This is a genomic window from Chromobacterium sinusclupearum, assembly GCF_002902845.1.
GTDB lineage: Bacteria > Pseudomonadota > Gammaproteobacteria > Burkholderiales > Chromobacteriaceae > Chromobacterium > Chromobacterium sinusclupearum.
Genome location: NZ_PPTF01000060.1, coordinates 81,653 through 99,693, shown reverse-complemented (window position 1 = coordinate 99,693; position 18,041 = coordinate 81,653). Strand labels below are relative to the sequence as shown.

At 66.6% G+C, this 18,041-nt stretch carries 17 protein-coding genes; 15 read left to right on the top strand and 2 right to left on the bottom strand.

Going from position 1 to position 18,041, the window contains the following annotated elements; all coding sequences use genetic code 11:
* Position 1 precedes the first annotated feature (1 nt).
* Positions 2-538, bottom strand: coding sequence for a 4Fe-4S dicluster domain-containing protein (locus C2134_RS12410; protein ID WP_103320473.1), 537 nt, complete (start codon positions 536-538; stop codon positions 2-4).
* Between the two features lie 287 nt (positions 539-825).
* Here C2134_RS12410 and C2134_RS12405 point away from each other — a divergent pair, with 287 nt between their 5' ends.
* From C2134_RS12405 to hypE, 6 genes are read left to right on the top strand one after another with little or no spacing between them, the layout of a single operon-like run.
* Positions 826-1,167: a hydrogenase maturation nickel metallochaperone HypA gene (locus C2134_RS12405; protein ID WP_158248764.1), complete on the top strand. Its 342-nt coding sequence runs from the start codon at positions 826-828 to the stop codon at positions 1,165-1,167.
* A 12-nt stretch (positions 1,168-1,179) separates the two neighbouring features.
* Positions 1,180-1,995, top strand: coding sequence for a hydrogenase nickel incorporation protein HypB (gene hypB, locus C2134_RS12400; RefSeq protein WP_103320468.1), 816 nt, complete (start codon positions 1,180-1,182; stop codon positions 1,993-1,995).
* A 2-nt stretch (positions 1,996-1,997) separates the two neighbouring features.
* Positions 1,998-4,292 (top strand): carbamoyltransferase HypF, encoded by a 2,295-nt coding sequence (gene hypF / locus C2134_RS12395; RefSeq protein ID WP_103320466.1) that lies wholly within the window; start codon positions 1,998-2,000, stop codon positions 4,290-4,292.
* A gap of 9 nt (positions 4,293-4,301) precedes the next feature.
* Positions 4,302-4,544: a HypC/HybG/HupF family hydrogenase formation chaperone gene (locus C2134_RS12390; RefSeq protein WP_103320464.1), complete on the top strand. Its 243-nt coding sequence runs from the start codon at positions 4,302-4,304 to the stop codon at positions 4,542-4,544.
* An 8-nt stretch (positions 4,545-4,552) separates the two neighbouring features.
* Positions 4,553-5,692, top strand: a complete 1,140-nt coding sequence (gene hypD, locus C2134_RS12385; RefSeq protein WP_103320462.1) for a hydrogenase formation protein HypD — start codon at positions 4,553-4,555, stop codon at positions 5,690-5,692.
* On the top strand, positions 5,689-6,720 hold the full coding sequence (gene hypE, locus C2134_RS12380) for a hydrogenase expression/formation protein HypE (RefSeq protein WP_103320460.1): 1,032 nt from the start codon (positions 5,689-5,691) through the stop codon (positions 6,718-6,720). Before hypD ends, hypE begins: the two co-directional genes overlap by 4 nt.
* Positions 6,721-6,807: 87 nt before the next feature.
* Here hypE and C2134_RS12375 read toward each other — a convergent pair whose 3' ends face one another.
* Positions 6,808-7,278: a hypothetical protein gene (locus C2134_RS12375; RefSeq protein WP_103320458.1), complete on the bottom strand. Its 471-nt coding sequence runs from the start codon at positions 7,276-7,278 to the stop codon at positions 6,808-6,810.
* Between the two features lie 537 nt (positions 7,279-7,815).
* Here C2134_RS12375 and C2134_RS12370 point away from each other — a divergent pair.
* Genes C2134_RS12370 through C2134_RS12330 form a run of 9 tightly spaced genes read left to right on the top strand, consistent with a single transcriptional unit; the run spans position 7,816 to position 18,041 of the window.
* Positions 7,816-8,382 (top strand): 4Fe-4S dicluster domain-containing protein, encoded by a 567-nt coding sequence (locus tag C2134_RS12370; protein ID WP_233163811.1) that lies wholly within the window; start codon positions 7,816-7,818, stop codon positions 8,380-8,382.
* On the top strand, positions 8,379-10,400 hold the full coding sequence (hyfB, locus tag C2134_RS12365; RefSeq protein WP_103320454.1) for a hydrogenase 4 subunit B: 2,022 nt from the start codon (positions 8,379-8,381) through the stop codon (positions 10,398-10,400). The genes C2134_RS12370 and hyfB overlap by 4 nt, the downstream gene beginning before the upstream one ends.
* A 10-nt stretch (positions 10,401-10,410) precedes the next feature.
* A complete protein-coding gene (locus C2134_RS12360; protein WP_103320452.1) occupies positions 10,411-11,349 on the top strand; it encodes a respiratory chain complex I subunit 1 family protein in 939 nt (312 codons plus the stop codon).
* A 9-nt stretch (positions 11,350-11,358) separates the two neighbouring features.
* A complete protein-coding gene (locus tag C2134_RS12355; RefSeq protein ID WP_103320450.1) occupies positions 11,359-12,798 on the top strand; it encodes a hydrogenase 4 subunit D in 1,440 nt (479 codons plus the stop codon).
* 10 nt (positions 12,799-12,808) lie between these two features.
* On the top strand, positions 12,809-13,459 hold the full coding sequence (gene hyfE, locus C2134_RS12350; RefSeq protein ID WP_103320448.1) for a hydrogenase 4 membrane subunit: 651 nt from the start codon (positions 12,809-12,811) through the stop codon (positions 13,457-13,459).
* Positions 13,460-13,463: 4 nt separating this feature from the next.
* Positions 13,464-14,981 (top strand): hydrogenase 4 subunit F, encoded by a 1,518-nt coding sequence (locus tag C2134_RS12345; RefSeq protein WP_103320446.1) that lies wholly within the window; start codon positions 13,464-13,466, stop codon positions 14,979-14,981.
* Positions 14,982-14,997: 16 nt separating this feature from the next.
* The gene (locus tag C2134_RS12340) at positions 14,998-16,704 is read left to right on the top strand and encodes a hydrogenase large subunit (protein ID WP_103320444.1); all 1,707 of its coding nucleotides are present in this window, start codon (positions 14,998-15,000) and stop codon (positions 16,702-16,704) included.
* Between the two features lie 9 nt (positions 16,705-16,713).
* Positions 16,714-17,250 (top strand): formate hydrogenlyase complex iron-sulfur subunit, encoded by a 537-nt coding sequence (locus tag C2134_RS12335; protein WP_103320443.1) that lies wholly within the window; start codon positions 16,714-16,716, stop codon positions 17,248-17,250.
* A 50-nt stretch (positions 17,251-17,300) separates the two neighbouring features.
* On the top strand, positions 17,301-18,041 hold the full coding sequence (locus tag C2134_RS12330; protein ID WP_233196442.1) for an NADH-quinone oxidoreductase subunit B family protein: 741 nt from the start codon (positions 17,301-17,303) through the stop codon (positions 18,039-18,041).

Sequence of the window (18,041 nt, the reverse complement as noted above, 5' to 3'; positions counted from 1 at the left end):
GTCAAAGCGGCAGCGCCGGCGTGTCCAGCGCGGCCTGTTGGCGGCGTTTTTGCAAAGCGGCCTCCAGCGCCTGCGGCTCCACCATGCGCAGCGCCTTGGTGGGACAGGTGGCGATGCAGGCCGGGCCGCCGGCTTTGCCCACGCATAAGTCGCACTTCAGCGCCTTGGCCTTGATCTGCCGCGTGGCAAAGCTGCCCGGCGACGGCCGCTGCGGCACGGTCACCACCTGCATCGCGCCGTAAGGACAGGCCACCATGCAGGTCTTGCAGCCCACGCAGCGTTCCTGCAGCACCTGCACGCTGCTGCCGGCGTAGACGATGGCCCCGCTGGGGCAGGCATTCAGACAGGGCGCGTCGTCGCATTGCCGGCACAGCACCGGCGTGCTGATGCGCGCGCTCTTGATCACCGTCAGCCGGGGATGGAAGGTGTCCGGCGACAATGGATCGCCGGGACTCAGCGGATGGGCCAGCGCGCACGCTACCTCGCAGGTGCGGCAGCCGATGCAGTTTTGGGGTTCAGCGATGATGAACCGATTCATGTTCAGCCTCCTCAAGCGGCGGCAGCCGCCCGAACGTCGATTGCAAGCGTTGCGAATTCACGCTCATGACGTTGCATAAGCCATGCCAGCCACGCGCCAAGGCGGCCCATCCCATGCAACGCCCTGTTTCTGAAAAGAATTGCTGTCCGCGCTGCCTTGCCTTCTGTGTCGAAGATCGCCGGCCCTAAGCCGGCATCGTCAGAAGTGACGACGTCTCGACACTGCCGCGCCGCCGCGGCGACGCCCCGCCGCGATGCCGCCGGACCGCCCCATTCAGGAGAAAAACCTTGCACGAACTGACACTTGCGGAACACGTGGTCCACATCGTGGAGGACGCCGCGCGCCGCGCCGGCGCCCGCCGCGTCACCCGCGTCCGGCTGGCATTGGGTTTGCTAGCTCATGTGGAGACAGACACCCTGCTCTACTGCTGCCAGCTGGCGGCGCGCGACAGCCTGGCGGCCGACGCCGACTTCCAGGCCGAGCGCAGTCCGGCCCAGGCCCATTGCGCAGATTGCGGCGCCGACGCCGAGCTTGCCGCCCTGCCGGCGCGCTGCCCGCAATGCGGCGGCGAGAATCTCAGCCTGCAAGGCGGCGAGGAGATGCGGGTGATCGATATCGGAATCAGCTAGGAGGACAGCATCATGTGCACCACTTGCGGCTGCGGCCACGGACAGGTCCGCATCAATGGCAAACGCAGCCATGGCCATGGCGCGCCCAGAAACGGCTACCGGCTGGCTGGCCAGGCCCACGGCCCGCTGGACGCCGTCCACGCGCCGGACACGCCGGCCGAACGCATCATCGCCATCGAACGGGACATCCTGTCCGACAACGACGCGCGCGCCGCGCGCAACCGCCGGCTGCTGGCGGAGCGCGGCATCTTCGCGCTGAATCTGGTGTCCAGCCCAGGCTCCGGCAAAACCAGCCTGCTGGTGGACACCCTGCGCCGCTGGGCAGGCCGCGCGCCGGTGGCCGTAGTGGAAGGCGATCAGCAAACGGCCAACGACGCCGAGCGCATCCGCGCCACCGGCGCGCCGGCCGTGCAGATCAACACCGGCAAGGGCTGCCACCTGGACGCCCGCATGGTGGCGGAGGCGCTGGACAGCCTGGAACAGGCGCAGGCAATGCCGGATGGCGGCCTGCTGCTGATAGAAAACGTCGGCAATCTGGTATGCCCGGCCGCCTTCGACCTGGGAGAGGCGCACAAGGTGGCGATTCTTTCCGTGACCGAGGGCGAGGACAAGCCGCTGAAATATCCGGACATGTTCCGCGCGGCGGACCTCTTGATCATCAGCAAGACCGACCTGCTGCCGCATGTCGACTTCGACATAGCCGCCGCCATCCGCATGGCGCGCCAGGTGCGCCCCGGCCTGCCGGTGATCCAGCTGTCCATCAAAACCGGCGAAGGCCGCGATGCGTGGCTGGCCTGGCTGACCGCCGGCTGCGGCAAGGGAGGCTGAGCATGCCGCGCGAACAACTGACAGTCAGAGGCATCGTCCAGGGCGTCGGCTTCCGCCCCTTCGTCTACCGGCTGGCCGGCGAGCTGGCGCTGTCCGGCTGGATACGCAATGACGGCAACGGCGTGACCATCGAGCTGCAGGGCGGCGACGCGGCGCTGAGCGGCTTCGCAGAAAGGCTGCTGTCGGAACGCCCGCCGCTGGCGCGCATCGACCAGTTGCTGCGCCAGCCGCTGCCGGAACAGGCGCAGCCCGATGGCTTCTCCATCCTGGCCAGCGAATCCGGCGGCGCCCATGCGGCCATAGGCGCCGACAGCTGCACCTGCGACGCCTGCCTGGCCGAGTTGTTCGACCCCGCCAATCGGCGTTACCGCTACCCTTTCATCAACTGCACCGACTGCGGCCCGCGCTACACTCTGGTCCGGCACTTGCCCTACGACCGCGCCCAAACCAGCATGGCCGTCTTCCCGCAATGCCCGGCCTGCCTGGCCGAATACCGCAATCCGCTGCATCGGCGCTTTCACGCCGAGCCCAACGCCTGCGAGCATTGCGGCCCGGAACTGGCGCTGCTCGACGCCGACGGCCCGGTGGCCGGCGATGCGGTGGCGGAGACGCTGGCACGGCTGCGGCGCGGCGAGATCGTCGCCATCAAGGGGCTGGGCGGTTTCCATCTGGCCTGCGACGCCAGAAATGCCGCGGCCGTGGCCAGGCTGCGCCAGCGCAAGGCGCGTGAGGAAAAACCGCTGGCCATCATGGCTGCCAACAGCGCCTCGCTAGCCGAACTGGCTCGGATCGACGAACTGTCCGGCCGCCTGTTGCGCTCGCCGCAACGCCCCATCGTGCTGCTGCCCAAAACAGCCGGCTGCGATGACGCGCTGCCCGGCGTGGCGCCCGACGTGGCCTGGCTGGGCGCGATGCTGCCGTATACGCCGCTGCACTATCTGCTGCTCCACGAGGCAGCGGGCAGACCCGATGGAACATCATGGCTGGCCGAGCCGCAGTCGCTGCTGCTGGTGATGACCAGCGCCAATCCGCGCGGCGAACCGCTGATCACCCGCAACGAGGACGCGCGCGCCCTGCTGCCGCAGCTGGCCGACGCCGTGCTCGAGCATAACCGCGACATCGTCACGCGCTGCGACGACAGCGTGCTGCGCGTGGGCTGCCACGGCCATGCGCAGTTCCTGCGCCGCGGCCGCGGCTACACGCCCTGCGCCATCGGCCTGTCTCGCGGCGGCCCGCCCGTGCTGGCGCTGGGCGCGCATCTGAAAAACACGCTATGCCTGACCCGCGGCAGCGAGGCCTTCCTGTCCCAACACATCGGCGACCTGGACCGCGTGGCCAACTGCCGGGCGCTGGAAGCGGCGGCCGGGCATCTGCAAACCCTGCTGGCTACTCGCCCAGCCTTCATCGCCCATGACCTGCACCCGGATTACTTCAGCAGCCGCCTGGCGCGGGAGCTGTCCGAACGCCTGAACATTCCTGCGCTGGCCGTGCAGCATCACCACGCCCACATCGCCGCCATCCTGGCCGAACAGCAATGCGACGAAACCGTGCTGGGTCTGGCGCTGGACGGGGTGGGCCTGGGAGACGATGGCGGCGCCTGGGGCGGCGAGCTGCTGATGGTGGACGGCGCGCACAGCCAGCGGCTGGGCCATCTATCCACGTTGGCGCTGCCGGGCGGCGACCGCGCGGCGCGCGAGCCGTGGCGCATGGCCGCCGCCGCGCTGCATGGCTGGGGCGCAGACGAGGAAATCCCTGCCCGCTTCCCCCATGAAGCCGCCGCGCCGCAATTGGCGCTCTGGCTGAACCAAGGCAAGGCGCTTACCCGCACCAGCAGCCTGGGCCGCCACTTCGACGCCGCCGCGGCGCTACTAGGCATCGCCGCCCGCACCAGCTTCGAAGCGCAGGCCGCGATGCGGCTGGAGGGGCTGGCCGAACGCCATGGCCTGCCGCCCAAGCCGCCCCGCCTGCACCAAATAGACCAGGACAACCATCTCGACCTCACGCCGCTGCTGCGCCAACTGGCGTCCGGCATGCCGCCTGCCGCTGGCGCGGCGCTTTTCCACGCCTGCCTGATCGAAGCGCTGGCCGACTGGGCCGCCCAGACGGCCCGCCGCCTGGGGCTGCGCCGCGTAGCCTGCGGCGGCGGCTGCCTGCAAAACGCCATCCTGGCGCGCGGCCTGCATGCGGCGCTGGGGCGGCGCGGCCTGTCCATGCTGCAAGCGCGCCTGGTGCCGGCCGGCGACGGCGGCCTGGCCCTGGGCCAGGCCTGGGTGGCGCAGCGCCATTTCAACCAATAAGGAAACACCATGTGTCTGGCCATTCCCGCCCAAGTCACCGAAATCCTGGCAGACGACCAAGTCAGAGTCGCGCTGGGCGGCCTGCATAAGATCATTTCCACCTCGCTGGTGGACAACGTGAAAACCGGCGATTACCTGATCGTCCACGTCGGCTTCGCCATCGGCAAGCTCGACCCGGCCGAGGCCGAGCGCACGCTGGCGCTGCTGGCCGAAATGGGCGCGACGCCGGACAACCCCGCGGCCTACCGTTAGGAAACCCCATGAAATACATAGAAGCGTTCCGCGACGGCGCCTTGGCGCGCAAACTGGCCGCGACCATTCAGGCAGAAGCGGATCCCGCGCGGCAATACCGGCTGATGGAATTCTGCGGCGGCCACACCCACGCCATCGCCCGCTACGGTCTGCCGGACCTTTTGCCCGCCAACATCCGCCTGATCCACGGCCCTGGCTGCCCGGTATGCGTGCTGCCCACTGGCCGCATCGACAGCGCCATCGCGCTGGCGCGCGAACCAAGGCTGATCCTCTGCACCTACGCCGACACCCTGCGCGTGCCGGCTAGCGGCGGCCTGTCCCTGCTCAAGGCCCGCGCCGCCGGCGCCGACGTGCGCATGGTCTACAGCTGCGACGACGCGCTGGCCATCGCCCAGGCCCATCCTGACCGCCAGGTCGTATTCTTCGCCATCGGCTTCGAAACCACCACGCCGCCCACCGCCGCCGTCATCCTGCGCGCGCAGAAGCTGGGGCTGGCCAATTTCAGCGTGTTTTGCAACCACGTGCTCACGCCTGCCGCCATGGTGCACATCATGGAGTCGCAAGGCGATCCGGACGCGGTGGCGCTGGACGGCTTCATCGGCCCGGCCCACGTCAGCACGGTGATAGGCTATGGCGCATATGAAGGCTTCGCCGCCCAGTATTGCCGGCCGGTGGTGATTTCCGGCTTCGAACCGCTGGACGTCATGCAGTCCATCCTCATGCTGGTGCGCCAGCTGAACGCAGGCCGCGCCGAAGTGAAAAACCAGTTCAGCCGCGTGGTCAGCCGCGAGGGCAACCGCAAGGCGCAAGCGATGTGCGAGCAGGTGTTCGAGCTGCGCGACGAGTACGACTGGCGCGGCCTGGGCACCGTGCCCTTGAGCGCCCTCTGCATCCGGCCCGACTACGCCGATTTCGACGCCGAGCGCCGCTTTGCCCTGCCCTACCGCCAGGTGCCGGACCACAAGGCCTGCGAGTGCGCCGCCATCCTGCGCGGCCACAAACAGCCGGCCGACTGCCGCGCCTTTGGCGCCGCCTGCACGCCGGAGCGCCCGCTGGGCGCCTGCATGGTGTCGTCCGAAGGCGCGTGCGCGGCCCATTTCACCTATGGCCGCTTCCGCGCGGCCGACAAGAACGGAGACGCGGCATGAACCGCATAGACTTTGCCCACGGCCGGGTGGACCTCAGCCACGGCAGCGGTGGCCGCGCCATGGCCAGGCTGATCGAGCAGTTGTTCGTCGCCGAATTCGACAACGGCTACCTGGGCGCGCAGCACGACGGCGCCGCCCTGCCCATGCCGCCAGCCGGCTGCCGGCTGATCCTGGCTACCGACAGCCATGTCGTCTCACCGCTGTTCTTCCCCGGCGGCGACATCGGCAGCCTGGCGGTGCACGGCACCGTCAACGACGTGGCGATGTGCGGCGGCACGCCCTTATACCTGACTGCCGGCTTCATCCTGGAAGAAGGCTTCCCGTTGGCCGATCTACGCCGCATCGTGCAATCCATGGCCGCCGCCGCGCGCGAAGCCGGCGTGGCCATCGTCACCGGCGACACCAAAGTCGTGCAGCAAGGCAAGGGCGATGGCGTGTTCATCTCCACCACCGGCGTCGGCTACGCGCCCGCTAGCATCAACATTACGCCGCGCCGCATCCGCCCCGGCGACAAGATCCTGCTGTCCGGCCACCTGGGCGACCACGGCGTGGCCATCATGTCCTTGCGCGAGAACCTGGGTTTCGAAACCGCGCTGCAATCCGACAGCGCCGCCCTGCACACGCTGGTGGCGGACATGTTGCGCGCCGTGCCGGACCTGCGCTGCCTGCGCGACCCGACGCGCGGCGGCCTGGCGGCCGTGCTCAATGAATTCGCCCTGCAGGCCGGCTGCGGCATGCGGATCCGCGAATCCGCCTTGCCGATACGCCAGGAAGTCACCGCCGCCTGCGAGCTGCTGGGCCTGGACCCGCTGTACGTGGCCAACGAAGGCAAGCTGGTGGCCGTGTGCGCCCCGGAAGACGCAGACACGCTGCTGGCCGCCATGCGCGCCCACCCGCAAGGACGCGACGCGGCCATCATCGGTGAAGCCATCGCCGACGCCAACCAGTTTGTGCAGATGGAAACCGCCTTTGGCGGCAAGCGGATGGTGGACTGGATCAACGGCGAACAGCTGCCGAGGATTTGTTAAATCCCACCGCATAGGCAGCCGCGAGATTAAGAAAAGCGGGCAGCGCATATTGCCTGCCCGCTTTGCAAAGCTAAATTCTTTATCTACTTAAATCAAAGCGTGCTGCAACTCAGCTTTCTCGTGATTCGAAGTCTTGTGAGTCGCATCTTCAATGCTAACCTGGCAATGGTTGCCATCGTACGGGGAGTTTGCGTACAAAATGGTGGAAATCGGATCGCTCTTGCTGCGGCTCACCGCTTTGGTCGTGTCTTTTCCGCCCAGAATGGCATGCAGCTCGCCGCCAATCAGTTCCCACGCACAAATGCTCGATTGTTCAACGCTGAAGAAAGGCTTTGTAACCTTCAGCACGGAGGAGGAGAGGGAGAAATCCATATAACTGTCTTTGGTACCGGCAACCTTGAAATAGAAACGAGTATTACTGCCCTTATAGCTTTCCAGCTCAAACTCAATAGCCTCTTTTTCGGCGCCGCCACCATAGAACGAATCAGTCCCCTTCTGCATGCGCACATAACCAAAATCTTGACCATCAAACTTCAGCTTCAGAATTTTTTTGCTCATTTCAGTTACCCTCAAATTGGTTTGCATAAAATGCGAGTGATAGGTGGAATCTACTTAATGCAGACATACTGAAAAGCAGCCGCAGAAAAGCTCAAATCAAGGTTGCAGGGATGGGCTGGTGCGGCAAGCTCAATTTACTGGATTCATTTTAAATGAAAAACTGATACATATGACAGTATGTGTTTTTAATTGAATTATTGAAATACAGAAATAAGCAAAAAGACTGTCTGTGATGGATACATACATCCTATTGCACTGAACCCACATACTCATCTGAATCTGATAACGCTTTTTACCAAGCAATCAACCTCGTCACTTCTGACGACACCCTGTGGCACCGACACTAAATCGACACCGCCGCTGCGCTAGCAGCGACAATATAAACCTCTGAAAAACAAAGAAAATCAGACAAAAACCAATCTGGCACGCCTCGTGCATAAGTAAAGCCATTCCGGGCCCCGCCTGGCTTTACTTGGGGGAATCATGAACCGCTTCGTCATTGCAGAGCCCGAGCTTTGCAATGGGTGCAACACCTGCATGGCCGCCTGTTCCGCGCTGCACCGCGCGGCCGGCCTGCAGGCGCATCCACGGCTGGCCGTCACGCGCACGGCCGCCGTCACCGCGCCGGTGCTGTGCCGCCATTGCGACGACGCGCCTTGCGCGCGCGTCTGTCCGGTGGCGGCGATCTCGCTGTCCGGCCGCTCCATCGATCTCAATGAAACGCTGTGCATAGGTTGCAAGCTATGCGCCATCGCCTGCCCGTTCGGCGCCATCCAGCTGGCCGGCACGGCCTGCAGCGGGGTGGCCGCCATCAGCCCGGCCTGGCAGCCGCCGCTGGCGGAAACCCGGCCTGCCGCCGCGCCGCATGACAGCAACGCCATGCTGTCGCCGCTCTTGGCCTGGGAACCGGGCGTGAAGGCCATCGCCGTCAAGTGCGACCTGTGCCAAGGCCTGGCCGATGGCCCGGAATGCATGCGGGTGTGCCCGACGCAGGCGCTGCGGCTGGAAGACAACGATGCGCTCGCGCGCGCCGCCGACGCCCGCCGCCAGGCGGCGCTGTTCGCGCTGGGCGCGGACCCGAGCCTGCCGGAGGAAAGATCATGAGCCTCGCTCCCCTGCAATGGCTGCTGTTGTCCGTTTGCCTATATGGCGCGGGCGCGCTGCTGAGCCTGCTGCTGGCCCGTTTGGAAAACCTCGCCATCGGCACGTCGTCCGTCTTCGGCATGGCCGGCGCGGCCTGCGGCCTGGCCGCCTCGCTGCCGGTATTGCAAACCGGGACGGTAGAACGCTTTCTGATGGACGGACCGTTTGAATTCGCCCATTTCGCCGTGCGGCTGGACCCGCTGGCCGCGCTGCTGCTGCTGGCCATTTCGGCGCTGACGCTGCTCGCCTCGCTATATGGCTGGTCGTATGTGCGGGAATACCGCGGACGCGGCGTAGGCGCGATGGGCTTCTTCGCCAATGCCTTCATCGCCTCCATGACGGCGCTGGTGGCGATGGACAACGCGTTTTACTTTTTGATCCTGTTCGAGGCGATGTCTCTGGCGTCGTATTTCCTGGTGATTTTCGAGCAGGACGAGGATGCCGTCGACGCGGGCTTCCTGTACTTCCTGATCGCCCACACCGGATCGGTGCTGATTCTGATCGCCTTTTTCCTCCTGTACGCGCAAAGCGGCAGCCTGGACTTTGACAGCTTCCGCGCCTTGGGGCTGGACGGCCCTCTCGCCTCCGTCGTGTTCCTGCTGGCCCTGTTCGGCTTCGGCGCCAAGGCAGGCATGGTGCCGCTGCACGGCTGGCTGCCCCGCGCCCACCCGGCCGCGCCCTCGCACGCCTCGGCCCTGATGTCCGGGGTGATGGTGAAGATAGGCGTGTTCGGCATCATCAAGGTGGGCGTCGACATCCTGGGCGCGCACACCGCCTGGTGGGGTTTGCTGGTGCTGGCCATCGGCGGCGTGTCCGCCGTGCTGGGCGTGCTGTACGCGCTTGCCGAGCAAGACTTGAAGCGCCTGCTCGCCTACTCCACCGTGGAAAACGTGGGCATCATCCTGTTGGGGGTGGGCGCCGGCATGCTTGGCCTGGCCGCGCCGCAACCCTTGCTGGCGGCGCTGGGCTTCCTGGCCGCCGGCTATCACCTGCTGAATCATGCGCTGTTCAAGGGCCTGCTGTTCATGGGCGCGGGCTCCATCCTCTACCGCGCCCACAGCAAGGACATGGAACAACTGGGCGGCCTGGCCGCGCGCATGCCGTGGACGGCGCTGAGCTTCCTGGCCGGCAGCCTGGCCATCTGCGCCTTGCCGCCGTTCAACGGCTTTGTGTCCGAATGGTTCACCTACCAGGCGCTGTTCGCCGTCAGCCAGGATGCCGGCTTCGCGCTGCGCCTGGCCGGCCCGCTGGCCATGGTAATGCTGGCCTTGACCGGCGCGCTCGCGGCCATGGCCTTCGTCAAGGCTTACGGCATGTGTTTCTCCAGCGCGCCGCGCAGCCGCCATGCGGCGGAGGCGACCGAGGCGCCGTTGCCCATGCGCGCGGCCATGCTGCTGGCCGCGCTGGCGCTGTTGCTGCTGGGCGTGGGGGCGAGCGCGGTGTCGCCGCTGATGGCCAATGTGGCGGCGTCCTTGACCCACGCCGCGCCGGCCTCGGTGACGGAAGGCCTGGCCATTCATCCCGGCCTGCACGCCAAGACCATGGTGTCCATGCCGATCCTGGCGCTGCTGCTGATCTCGCTGCCCTTGTGCGTGCTGCTGGCCCTGTCCATCCTGCGCGGCGCGCGGCTGGCACGCCGCCAGCAGGGCGATGCCTGGGCCTGCGGCTACGCGCAGGAAGCGTCGATGTCGGTCGGCCCGCAGGGCCTGACTCAGCCGGTGGCGCACATGTTCGCGCCGCTCTACCGCCTGCGCAGCCAGTTGTCGCCGTCCAGCAAGCTTGAGGCCGCGCTGGAGCGGACGATAGCCGGCGCTACGCGCGCCGAACCGGTATGGGACCAGCGCCTGGTGTTGCCTGCGGCCCGTTGGGTAGACCGCCTGGCCGCCTGCATCCGCGTGCTGCAGCACGGCGACTTCCGCCTGTACTGCCTGTACGTGGTGGTGGCGCTGGTCGCGCTATTGCTGATCGTTGCCCGCTAGGAGGAGAACCATGTCTCAATTGCAATGGATTCCGCTGGCGGTAGCGCAAGCCCTGCTGCTGCTGGCGCTGGCGCCCTTGTTCACCGGCGTGTCGCGCATGATCCGCGCCCGCATGCACTCGCGGCGCGGCCCCGGCGTGCTGCAGGACTACCGCGACATTTTCAAGCTGTTCCGCCGCCAGGACGTGGCGCCGGGCCACGCCGGCCTCGCCTTCCGCCTGGCGCCGGCGGTGCAGCTGTCCGCCATGCTGATGCTGGCGATGGCCCTGCCCGCGCTCACCCGCCACTCGCCGGCCGGCCCGTTGGCGGACCTGATCACCTTCGGCTACCTGTTTGGCCTGGCTCGCTTTTTCTTCTCGCTGTCCGGCATCGATTCCGGCAGCGCGTTCGCCGGCATCGGCGCGGGCCGCGAGCTGACGCTGGGCATTCTGGTGGAGCCGACGATGATGCTGGCGCTCCTGGTGGTGGCCTTGATCGAGGGCAGCACCAATCTCGGCGCCATCGCCACCGGCATGTCCGGCAGCTATCTGCAGTCGCCGGCCGCCATCGGCCTGGCGCTGGCCGCCTTCGCCTTCGCCGTGTTCATGGAGATGGGCAAGCTGCCCTTCGACCTGGCCGAGGCCGAGCAGGAGCTGCAGGAAGGCCCGCTGACCGAATACTCCGGCCCCTCGCTGGCGCTGTTGAAACTCGGCCTGGCGCTGAAGAAAGTGGTGCTCGCGCAGTTCATGCTGGGCGTGTTCCTGCCGCTGGGCGCGGCGGACAGCCTGGCGCCGGCAGCGCTGCTGGCCGCCGCGGTCTGGCTGCCGCTCAAGCTGCTGGCGGTGTTTGTCGTCGCATCCCTCATCGAGAACAGCATGGCGCGCGGACGTTTCCTGTTGACTGCGCGCGTCACCTGGGTGGGCTTCGGCCTGGCCGCGCTGTCCTTTGTTTTCTATCTCACCGGTCTTTAAGGAGCATTCATGGAACACCTCGCTCTGGCGACCATCCTGCTGCCTTTCCTCGGCGCGGCGCTGGTATTGGCCAGTCCGCGCGAAGCCGGCCGCGCGCTGGCGCCGCTGTTCGCGCTTGCGGCCACGGCAGGCGCCATCTGGCTGGCGGCCGACTTCCAGGCAGGCGGCGCCGTCGCCGCCCATTACCCGCTGCTGAGCTTAGCCGGCATCGAGCTCCTGGGCCTCACCGTGGACCGGCTCAGCACGCTGATCGGCATGGCCGTGGTGGGGCTGGGCTTCTTGGTGGCGCTCTACTCCACCGCCTACATGACGCCGGCCAACCGCGAGCACCCGCACGCCGCCGCGCCGCGCTATTACGCCTACCTGTTGGTGTTCATCGGCGCGATGGCCGGCCTGGTGCTGTCGTCCACCCTCTTGGGCCAGTTGGTGTGCTTCGAGATCACCGGCGCCTGCTCCTGGGGGCTGATCGGCTATTACCAGAAGCCCAAGGCGCTGCAGTCTGCCTTGAAAGCTTTGCTGATCACCCACATCGGCTCGCTGGGCCTGTACCTGGCCGCAGGCTGGCTGTTCGCCCAAAGCGGCAGTTTCAGCCTAACCGCGATTTCGGCGCTGCCGGATTCCGCCAAGATCGTGGTGCTGCTGGGCGTGCTGTGGGCGGCCTGGGGCAAATCGGCCCAGCTGCCGCTGCACATGTGGCTGCCGGACGCGATGGAGGCGCCGACCCCGGTGTCCGCCTATCTGCACGCGGCGTCCATGGTGAAGGTAGGCGTCTACATCTTCGCCCGCGCGCTGGACGCCGCCGGCAGCGTGCCGCATCTGGTGGGCTGGGTTGGCGCGGTGATGGCCACCGTCACGCTGCTGTACGGCTTCTGGATGTATCTGCCGCAAAAGGACATGAAGCGGCTGCTGGCCTATTCCACCATCACCCAGCTGTCCTACATCTTCCTGGCGCTGTCGCTATCGGCCTTCGGCTCGCGCCTGGCTTTCAACGGCGCCATCGCCCACATCTTCAACCACGCCTTCGCCAAGAGCCTGTTCTTCCTGGTCGCCGGCGCGCTCAGCTACAGCTGCGGGACACGCTTGCTGCCGTCCTTGCGCGGCCTGTTGCGCGGCTCGCCGCTATTGGGGGTGAGCTTTTGCGTGGCGGCGCTGGCGATCACCGGCGTGCCGCCGTTCAACGGCTTCTTCAGCAAGTTCGCCATCTTCGCCGCCGGTTTCCAACTATCGCAAACCGAGCCCTGGCTGCTGCCGCTGATGCTGCTGGCGATGGCGGAATCGGTGGCCAGTTTCGCCTGGTTCCTGCGCTGGTTCGGCAAGACGGTGCCGGGCGAACCGTCCCCCGTGGTGGCCGCGGCGCAGCCGCTGCCCTGGCAAATGAAAACCGTGCTGGCCGTGCTGCTGGCGATGAGCCTGGCTTCCAGCTTCATCGCCGCCGCCTGGCTGGCTTGAGGAGGAATGCATGGACGGAATGCTGATCGTCAATAATCTGGCCGGGCTCTTGATCGTCACCTCGCTGCTGGTGATCTGCGCCGGCCGCGTGGCTACGGCCGCCCGTTTCTACATGCTGCAATCGCTGGTGCTGGTGGCGGTGTTTCTGGCGCTGGCCATTACGCAGGGTTCGCACGAGCTGACGCTGTGGGCGGCTTCGGCCTTCGTCACCAAGGTGGTGCTGGCGCCGCTGATCCTGATCAAGCTGCTGGGGCCGCTGCCGGATGATCCTGAGCTGACCGGCCTGCTCGGCCCGGCCTGGATGGCCGTGCTGGCGGCGCTGATCGTACTGGTCAGCTGGTATGCGGTGGATGCCGTGCAGCTGGCGGTGGTGGCCCACCTGAAGCCGGCGCTGGCGGTATCGTTGGGCCATTTCCTGCTCGGCCTGGCCTGCATCGTCACCTCGCGCAACATCCTCAAGCAGATCTTCGGCTACTGCCTGATGGAGAACGGCGCCCACCTGACGCTGGCCTTGATGGCCGGCAAGGCGCCGGAGGTGGTGGAAATAGGCATCGCCACGGACGCGGTGTGCGCGGTGCTGATCATGGCGCTGCTGGCGCGCCGCATTCATCGCACGCTGCAAACGCTGGACGTGCGGCAACTGACCGCTTTGAAGGGTTGAGGCCATGACTGCTACGCATTGGCTTGCTTTTCTGTTGTTGATTCCGCTGCTGGCCTCCGCGCTGTGCGCGGGCAGCCGCCTGGCCGGCGCGGCCGGCGCGCGGCTGGCCAGCCTGGCTCACCTAGCCAGCGTCACGCTGCTGCTGGTTCTATCGCTGGCCGCCTGCGCCGAGGCGCTGTCCGGCGGCCCGCTGGAGGCCCTGGACGGCTGGCTGCGCGTCGATGCGCTGGGCGCGCTGTTCCTGGCGCTGATCGGCGCGCTGGGCTTTGCCACCGGCCTGTACTCGATAGGCTATATGCGCCACGAGCTGCAACACGGTGAGGTAGGGCCGGAACGGCTGTGCGGCTACTACGCCCTCTTCCAGCTGTTCCTGTTCACCATGCTGCTGGCCGTCACCGCCAACAACGTCATCATGATGTGGGTGGCGGTGGAAGCCACCACGCTGGGTTCGGCCTTCCTGGTGGGCTTCTACGGCCAACGCTCCTCGCTGGAGGCGGCCTGGAAGTATATGGTGATCTGTACCGTGGGCGTGGCTTTCGGCCTCTACGGCGTGGTGCTGGTCTATTCCAACGCCGCCAGCCTGCTGGGCGACCACGGCGGCGCGGCGCAATGGACCACGCTGCTGGCTATGGCCCATCAGCTGGACCCGGCGCTGACGCGCATCGCCTTCGTCTTCGTGCTGATCGGCTTCGGCACCAAGGCCGGCTTCTTCCCCATGCACGCCTGGCTGCCGGACGCCCACAGCGAGGCGCCCAGCCCCGTCAGCGCGCTGTTGTCCGCCGTGCTGCTCAACTGCGCGCTGCTGATTGTGATCCGCTTCCACATGCTGGCTTCGCGCGCGCTGGGGCCGGGCTTCTCGGAAACGCTGCTGCTGGCCTTCGGCCTGATGTCGGTGGCCGTGGCGGCGCTGTTCATCCTGTCGCAGTGCCATATCAAGCGTCTCTTGGCTTACTCCAGCGTGGAAAACATGGGGCTGATCGCCATAGCCCTGGGCCTCGGCGGCCCGCTGGGCGTGATGGCGGCGCTGTTCCATACCGTCAACCACAGCCTGGCCAAGGCGCTGCTGTTCTGCGGTTCCGGCAATGTGCTGCTCAAGTACGGCACGCCGGACATGGGGTCGGTCAAGGGCCTGCTGCGCGCCGCGCCGCTGACGGCCATGCTGTTCGGCGCCGGCGCGCTGGCGCTGGGCGGCATCCCGCCGTTCAACGTGTTCTACAGCGAGTTCCTGATCGTGGCCGCCGGCTTCAAGCAAGGCCATGCCGCGCTGACCGTCGTCGTGCTGCTGCTGTTGACCATCGTACTGGCAGGGCTTGCCCGCATGCTGGCGGCCACGCTGTTCGGCCCCGCCCCGGAAGAGGTGCAGCCGGGCGAAGCCGGCTGGCTGACGCTGCTGCCGCTAATCCTGCTGATGCTGGCCATGCTGGCGATAGGCTTGTTCATGCCGGATAGCTTGCAGACGCTGCTGCGCGAAGCGAGCCGAATCGTGCTGGCCGCAGCCAACCACCCCGTAGTCATCCGCTGAGGCCTGGGAGAAAAACATGAATGACGACAAACTGGGCCGCAACTATCTGGACGGCCTGAAGCAACGCTTCCCGCACACGGTGCTGGAAGCGGAATGGCAAACCGCCGACCAGCTGACTGTCACCATCAAGCTGGATAGCCTGCCCGAAGTGGTGGAGTGGCTGTATTACCAGAACGAAGGCTGGCTGTCGGTGCTGTTCGGCAACGACGAGCGGCCGCTCAACGGCCACTTCGCCGTCTACTACGTGCTGTCGATGGAAGGACCGGTCAAGTGCTGGGTGGTGGTGCGCGCGCTGATAGCCCCGGAACGGCCGGAATTCCCTTCCGTCACGCCGCGCGTGCCGGCCGCCGTGTGGGGCGAGCGCGAGGTGCGCGACATGTACGGCCTCACGCCGGTGGGCATCCCGGACGAGCGGCGGCTGGTGCTGCCGGACGACTGGCCGGACGAGCTCTATCCGCTGCGCAAGGACGCGATGGCCTACAACCAGCGCCCCGCCCCCACCACCGATACCGAAACCTACACCTTCGTCAACGATGCGGCCGGCGTCACCCGCGACGTGCCGCTGGGCCCGCTGCACATCACCTCGGACGAGCCGGGCCACTTCAGGCTGTTTGTGGACGGCGAAACCATCGTAGACGCCGACTACCGCATGTTCTACGTCCACCGCGGCATGGAAAAGCTGGCCGAAACACGCATGGGCTACGACGAAGTCACCTTCCTGTCCGACCGCGTCTGCGGCATCTGCGGCTTCACCCACAGCGTAGCCTACGCCAGCGCGGTGGAAAGCGCGCTGGGCCTGGCCGTGCCGCCGCGCGCGCAGATGATACGCAGCGTGTTCCTGGAGGTGGAGCGGCTACACAGCCACTTGCTGAACCTGGGCCTGGCCAGCCACTTCGTCGGCTTCGATACCGGCTTCATGCAGTTCTTCCGCGTCCGCGAAAAAGCCATGACCATGGCGGAGCTCTTGACCGGCGCGCGCAAGACCTACGGCATGAACCTGATAGGCGGCGTGCGCCGCGATATTCTCAAGGAAGAACGCCAGCGCACGCTCAAGCTGGTGGCCGAGCTGCGCGAGGAAACCACGCGGCTGGTGGACATGCTGCTGTCCACGCCCAACCTGCGCCAGCGCACCAGCGGCGTGGGCATTCTGGACCGCAAAGTCGCTCGCGACTTCAGCCCGGTAGGCCCCCTGCTGCGCGCCAGCGGCTTCGCCCGCGACATCCGCGCCGACCACGCCTACGGCGCCTACGCCAGCCTGCCCTTCGACGTCCACACCGAAGACAGCTGCGACGTGCTGGGCCGCGTGCTGATCCGCGCCCGCGAATTCTTCGACTCGCTGGCCATGATCCAGCACGCGCTGGAAAACCTGCCCGCCGGTCCGGTATTGCTGGAAGGCTTCGCCTACCAGCCGCACCGGTTCGCGCTGGGCTTTGCCGAAGCGCCGCGCGGCGAGGACATCCACTGGGCGATGACCGGCGACAACCAGAAGCTGTACCGCTGGCGCTGCCGCGCGCCCACCTACGCCAACTGGCCGCCGCTGCGCTACATGCTGCGCGGCAACACCGTGTCCGACGCGCCGCTGATCGTGGCCAGCATCGATCCTTGCTACTCCTGCACCGACCGCGTGACGCTGGTCGACGTGAAGAAGAAAAAGTCCACCACCGTGCCGTACAAGGAAATCGAACGCTACGGCCGTGAGCGCAAAGATTCGCCGCTCAAATAGGAAAACGCCATGTTCAAGCTATTCAAGATCATAGCCAAGGCGGGCGAACCGACGACGAAATACCCGTTCGCCCCGTTTCCGGTCAGCCCCGGTTTTCGCGGCAAGCCGGAGCTGAACGCCCGCCAATGCATCGCCTGCGCCGCCTGCACCCAGGCCTGTCCGGCCGGCGCGCTGACGATGCAAACCGACAGCCGCGCCGGCCGGCGCGAATGGGCGCTGAACCTGGGCCGCTGCATCTTCTGCGGCCGCTGCGAGGAAGTCTGCCCCACCCGCGCCATCCAGCTGACCCAGGAGTTCGAACTGGCCGTGGCCTGCAAGGACGACCTGATCCAGCGCGCCAGCTTCCGGCTGGAAAACTGCGCTTGCTGCGACAAGCCCTTCGCGCCGGCCAAGGAAATCCATCATGTGATGGACCTGCTGCGCCAGAGCGGCCTCAATCTGGACGAGCATCTGCGCGGACTGTACGCCGCCTGCCCCGAATGCAAACGCAAGCAGACCATAGAACGCGACGCGCTGACGCGCAGCCGCCAGGAGGAGCGAGCATGATTCCCATCCAAGCCGACGCAGGCCTGATCATCCCGCGCGACGCCCAAGGCATGCCCAAGCCGCTGACCGAGAGCGAGGGCATCGCCCAACTGAAGCAAAAGCTGCTGAAGGACATCCAGCGCTCCGCCTATGTCTACCGTGTGGACTGCGGCGGCTGCAACGGCTGCGAGATCGAGATTTTCGCCGCCATCACCCCGGTATTCGACGCCGAACGCTTCGGCATCAAGGTGGTGGCCTCGCCGCGCCACGCCGACATCCTGCTGTTCACCGGCGCCGTCACCCGCGCCATGCGCATGCCGGCGCTGCGCGCTTGGCAGGCCGCGCCGGACCCCAAGATTTCCGTCTCCTACGGCGCCTGCGGCTGCAGCGGCGGCATCTTTCACGACCTCTACTGCGTATGGGGCGGCAGCGACAAGATCGTGCCGGTGGATGTCTACATCCCCGGCTGCCCGCCGACGCCAGCCGCCACGATTTACGGCTTCGCCATGGCGCTGGGGCTGCTGGAGCAAAAGCTGCACGCCAGCCATCAGGTAGAAGGCGAATGCGACCGCGCCCTGCTGCCGCACCCGCGCATTCCGCTGGATACCCGGGTGCGCATCGAGCGCGAGGCGCGACGGCTGGCCGGCTACCGCAGCGGCCGCCTTCTGGCCGACCAATTCATGGACCTGGCTTCGCAAACCGACAGCATGACGCTGGACGAGCGCATCAAGCGCCATCTATCGGCGATAGACGACCCGCGCGAGAACGAAATCTTCACCCGGCTGTGGGATATCAGCACGGAAGGAGGCTAG

Excerpts from the sequence above, each read along its gene's own strand:
- C2134_RS12410 (WP_103320473.1), bottom strand. The coding sequence starts at position 538 with ATGAATCGGTTCATCATCGCTGAACCCCAAAACTGCATCGGCTGCCGC.
- hypB (WP_103320468.1), top strand. The coding sequence starts at position 1,180 with ATGTGCACCACTTGCGGCTGCGGCCACGGACAGGTCCGCATCAATGGC.
- hypF (WP_103320466.1), top strand. The coding sequence starts at position 1,998 with ATGCCGCGCGAACAACTGACAGTCAGAGGCATCGTCCAGGGCGTCGGC.
- C2134_RS12390 (WP_103320464.1), top strand. The coding sequence starts at position 4,302 with ATGTGTCTGGCCATTCCCGCCCAAGTCACCGAAATCCTGGCAGACGAC.
- hypD (WP_103320462.1), top strand. The coding sequence starts at position 4,553 with ATGAAATACATAGAAGCGTTCCGCGACGGCGCCTTGGCGCGCAAACTG.
- hypE (WP_103320460.1), top strand. The coding sequence starts at position 5,689 with ATGAACCGCATAGACTTTGCCCACGGCCGGGTGGACCTCAGCCACGGC.
- C2134_RS12375 (WP_103320458.1), bottom strand. The coding sequence starts at position 7,278 with ATGAGCAAAAAAATTCTGAAGCTGAAGTTTGATGGTCAAGATTTTGGT.
- C2134_RS12370 (WP_233163811.1), top strand. The coding sequence starts at position 7,816 with ATGGCCGCCTGTTCCGCGCTGCACCGCGCGGCCGGCCTGCAGGCGCAT.
- hyfB (WP_103320454.1), top strand. The coding sequence starts at position 8,379 with ATGAGCCTCGCTCCCCTGCAATGGCTGCTGTTGTCCGTTTGCCTATAT.
- C2134_RS12360 (WP_103320452.1), top strand. The coding sequence starts at position 10,411 with ATGTCTCAATTGCAATGGATTCCGCTGGCGGTAGCGCAAGCCCTGCTG.
- C2134_RS12355 (WP_103320450.1), top strand. The coding sequence starts at position 11,359 with ATGGAACACCTCGCTCTGGCGACCATCCTGCTGCCTTTCCTCGGCGCG.
- hyfE (WP_103320448.1), top strand. The coding sequence starts at position 12,809 with ATGGACGGAATGCTGATCGTCAATAATCTGGCCGGGCTCTTGATCGTC.
- C2134_RS12345 (WP_103320446.1), top strand. The coding sequence starts at position 13,464 with ATGACTGCTACGCATTGGCTTGCTTTTCTGTTGTTGATTCCGCTGCTG.
- C2134_RS12340 (WP_103320444.1), top strand. The coding sequence starts at position 14,998 with ATGAATGACGACAAACTGGGCCGCAACTATCTGGACGGCCTGAAGCAA.
- C2134_RS12335 (WP_103320443.1), top strand. The coding sequence starts at position 16,714 with ATGTTCAAGCTATTCAAGATCATAGCCAAGGCGGGCGAACCGACGACG.
- C2134_RS12330 (WP_233196442.1), top strand. The coding sequence starts at position 17,301 with ATGCCCAAGCCGCTGACCGAGAGCGAGGGCATCGCCCAACTGAAGCAA.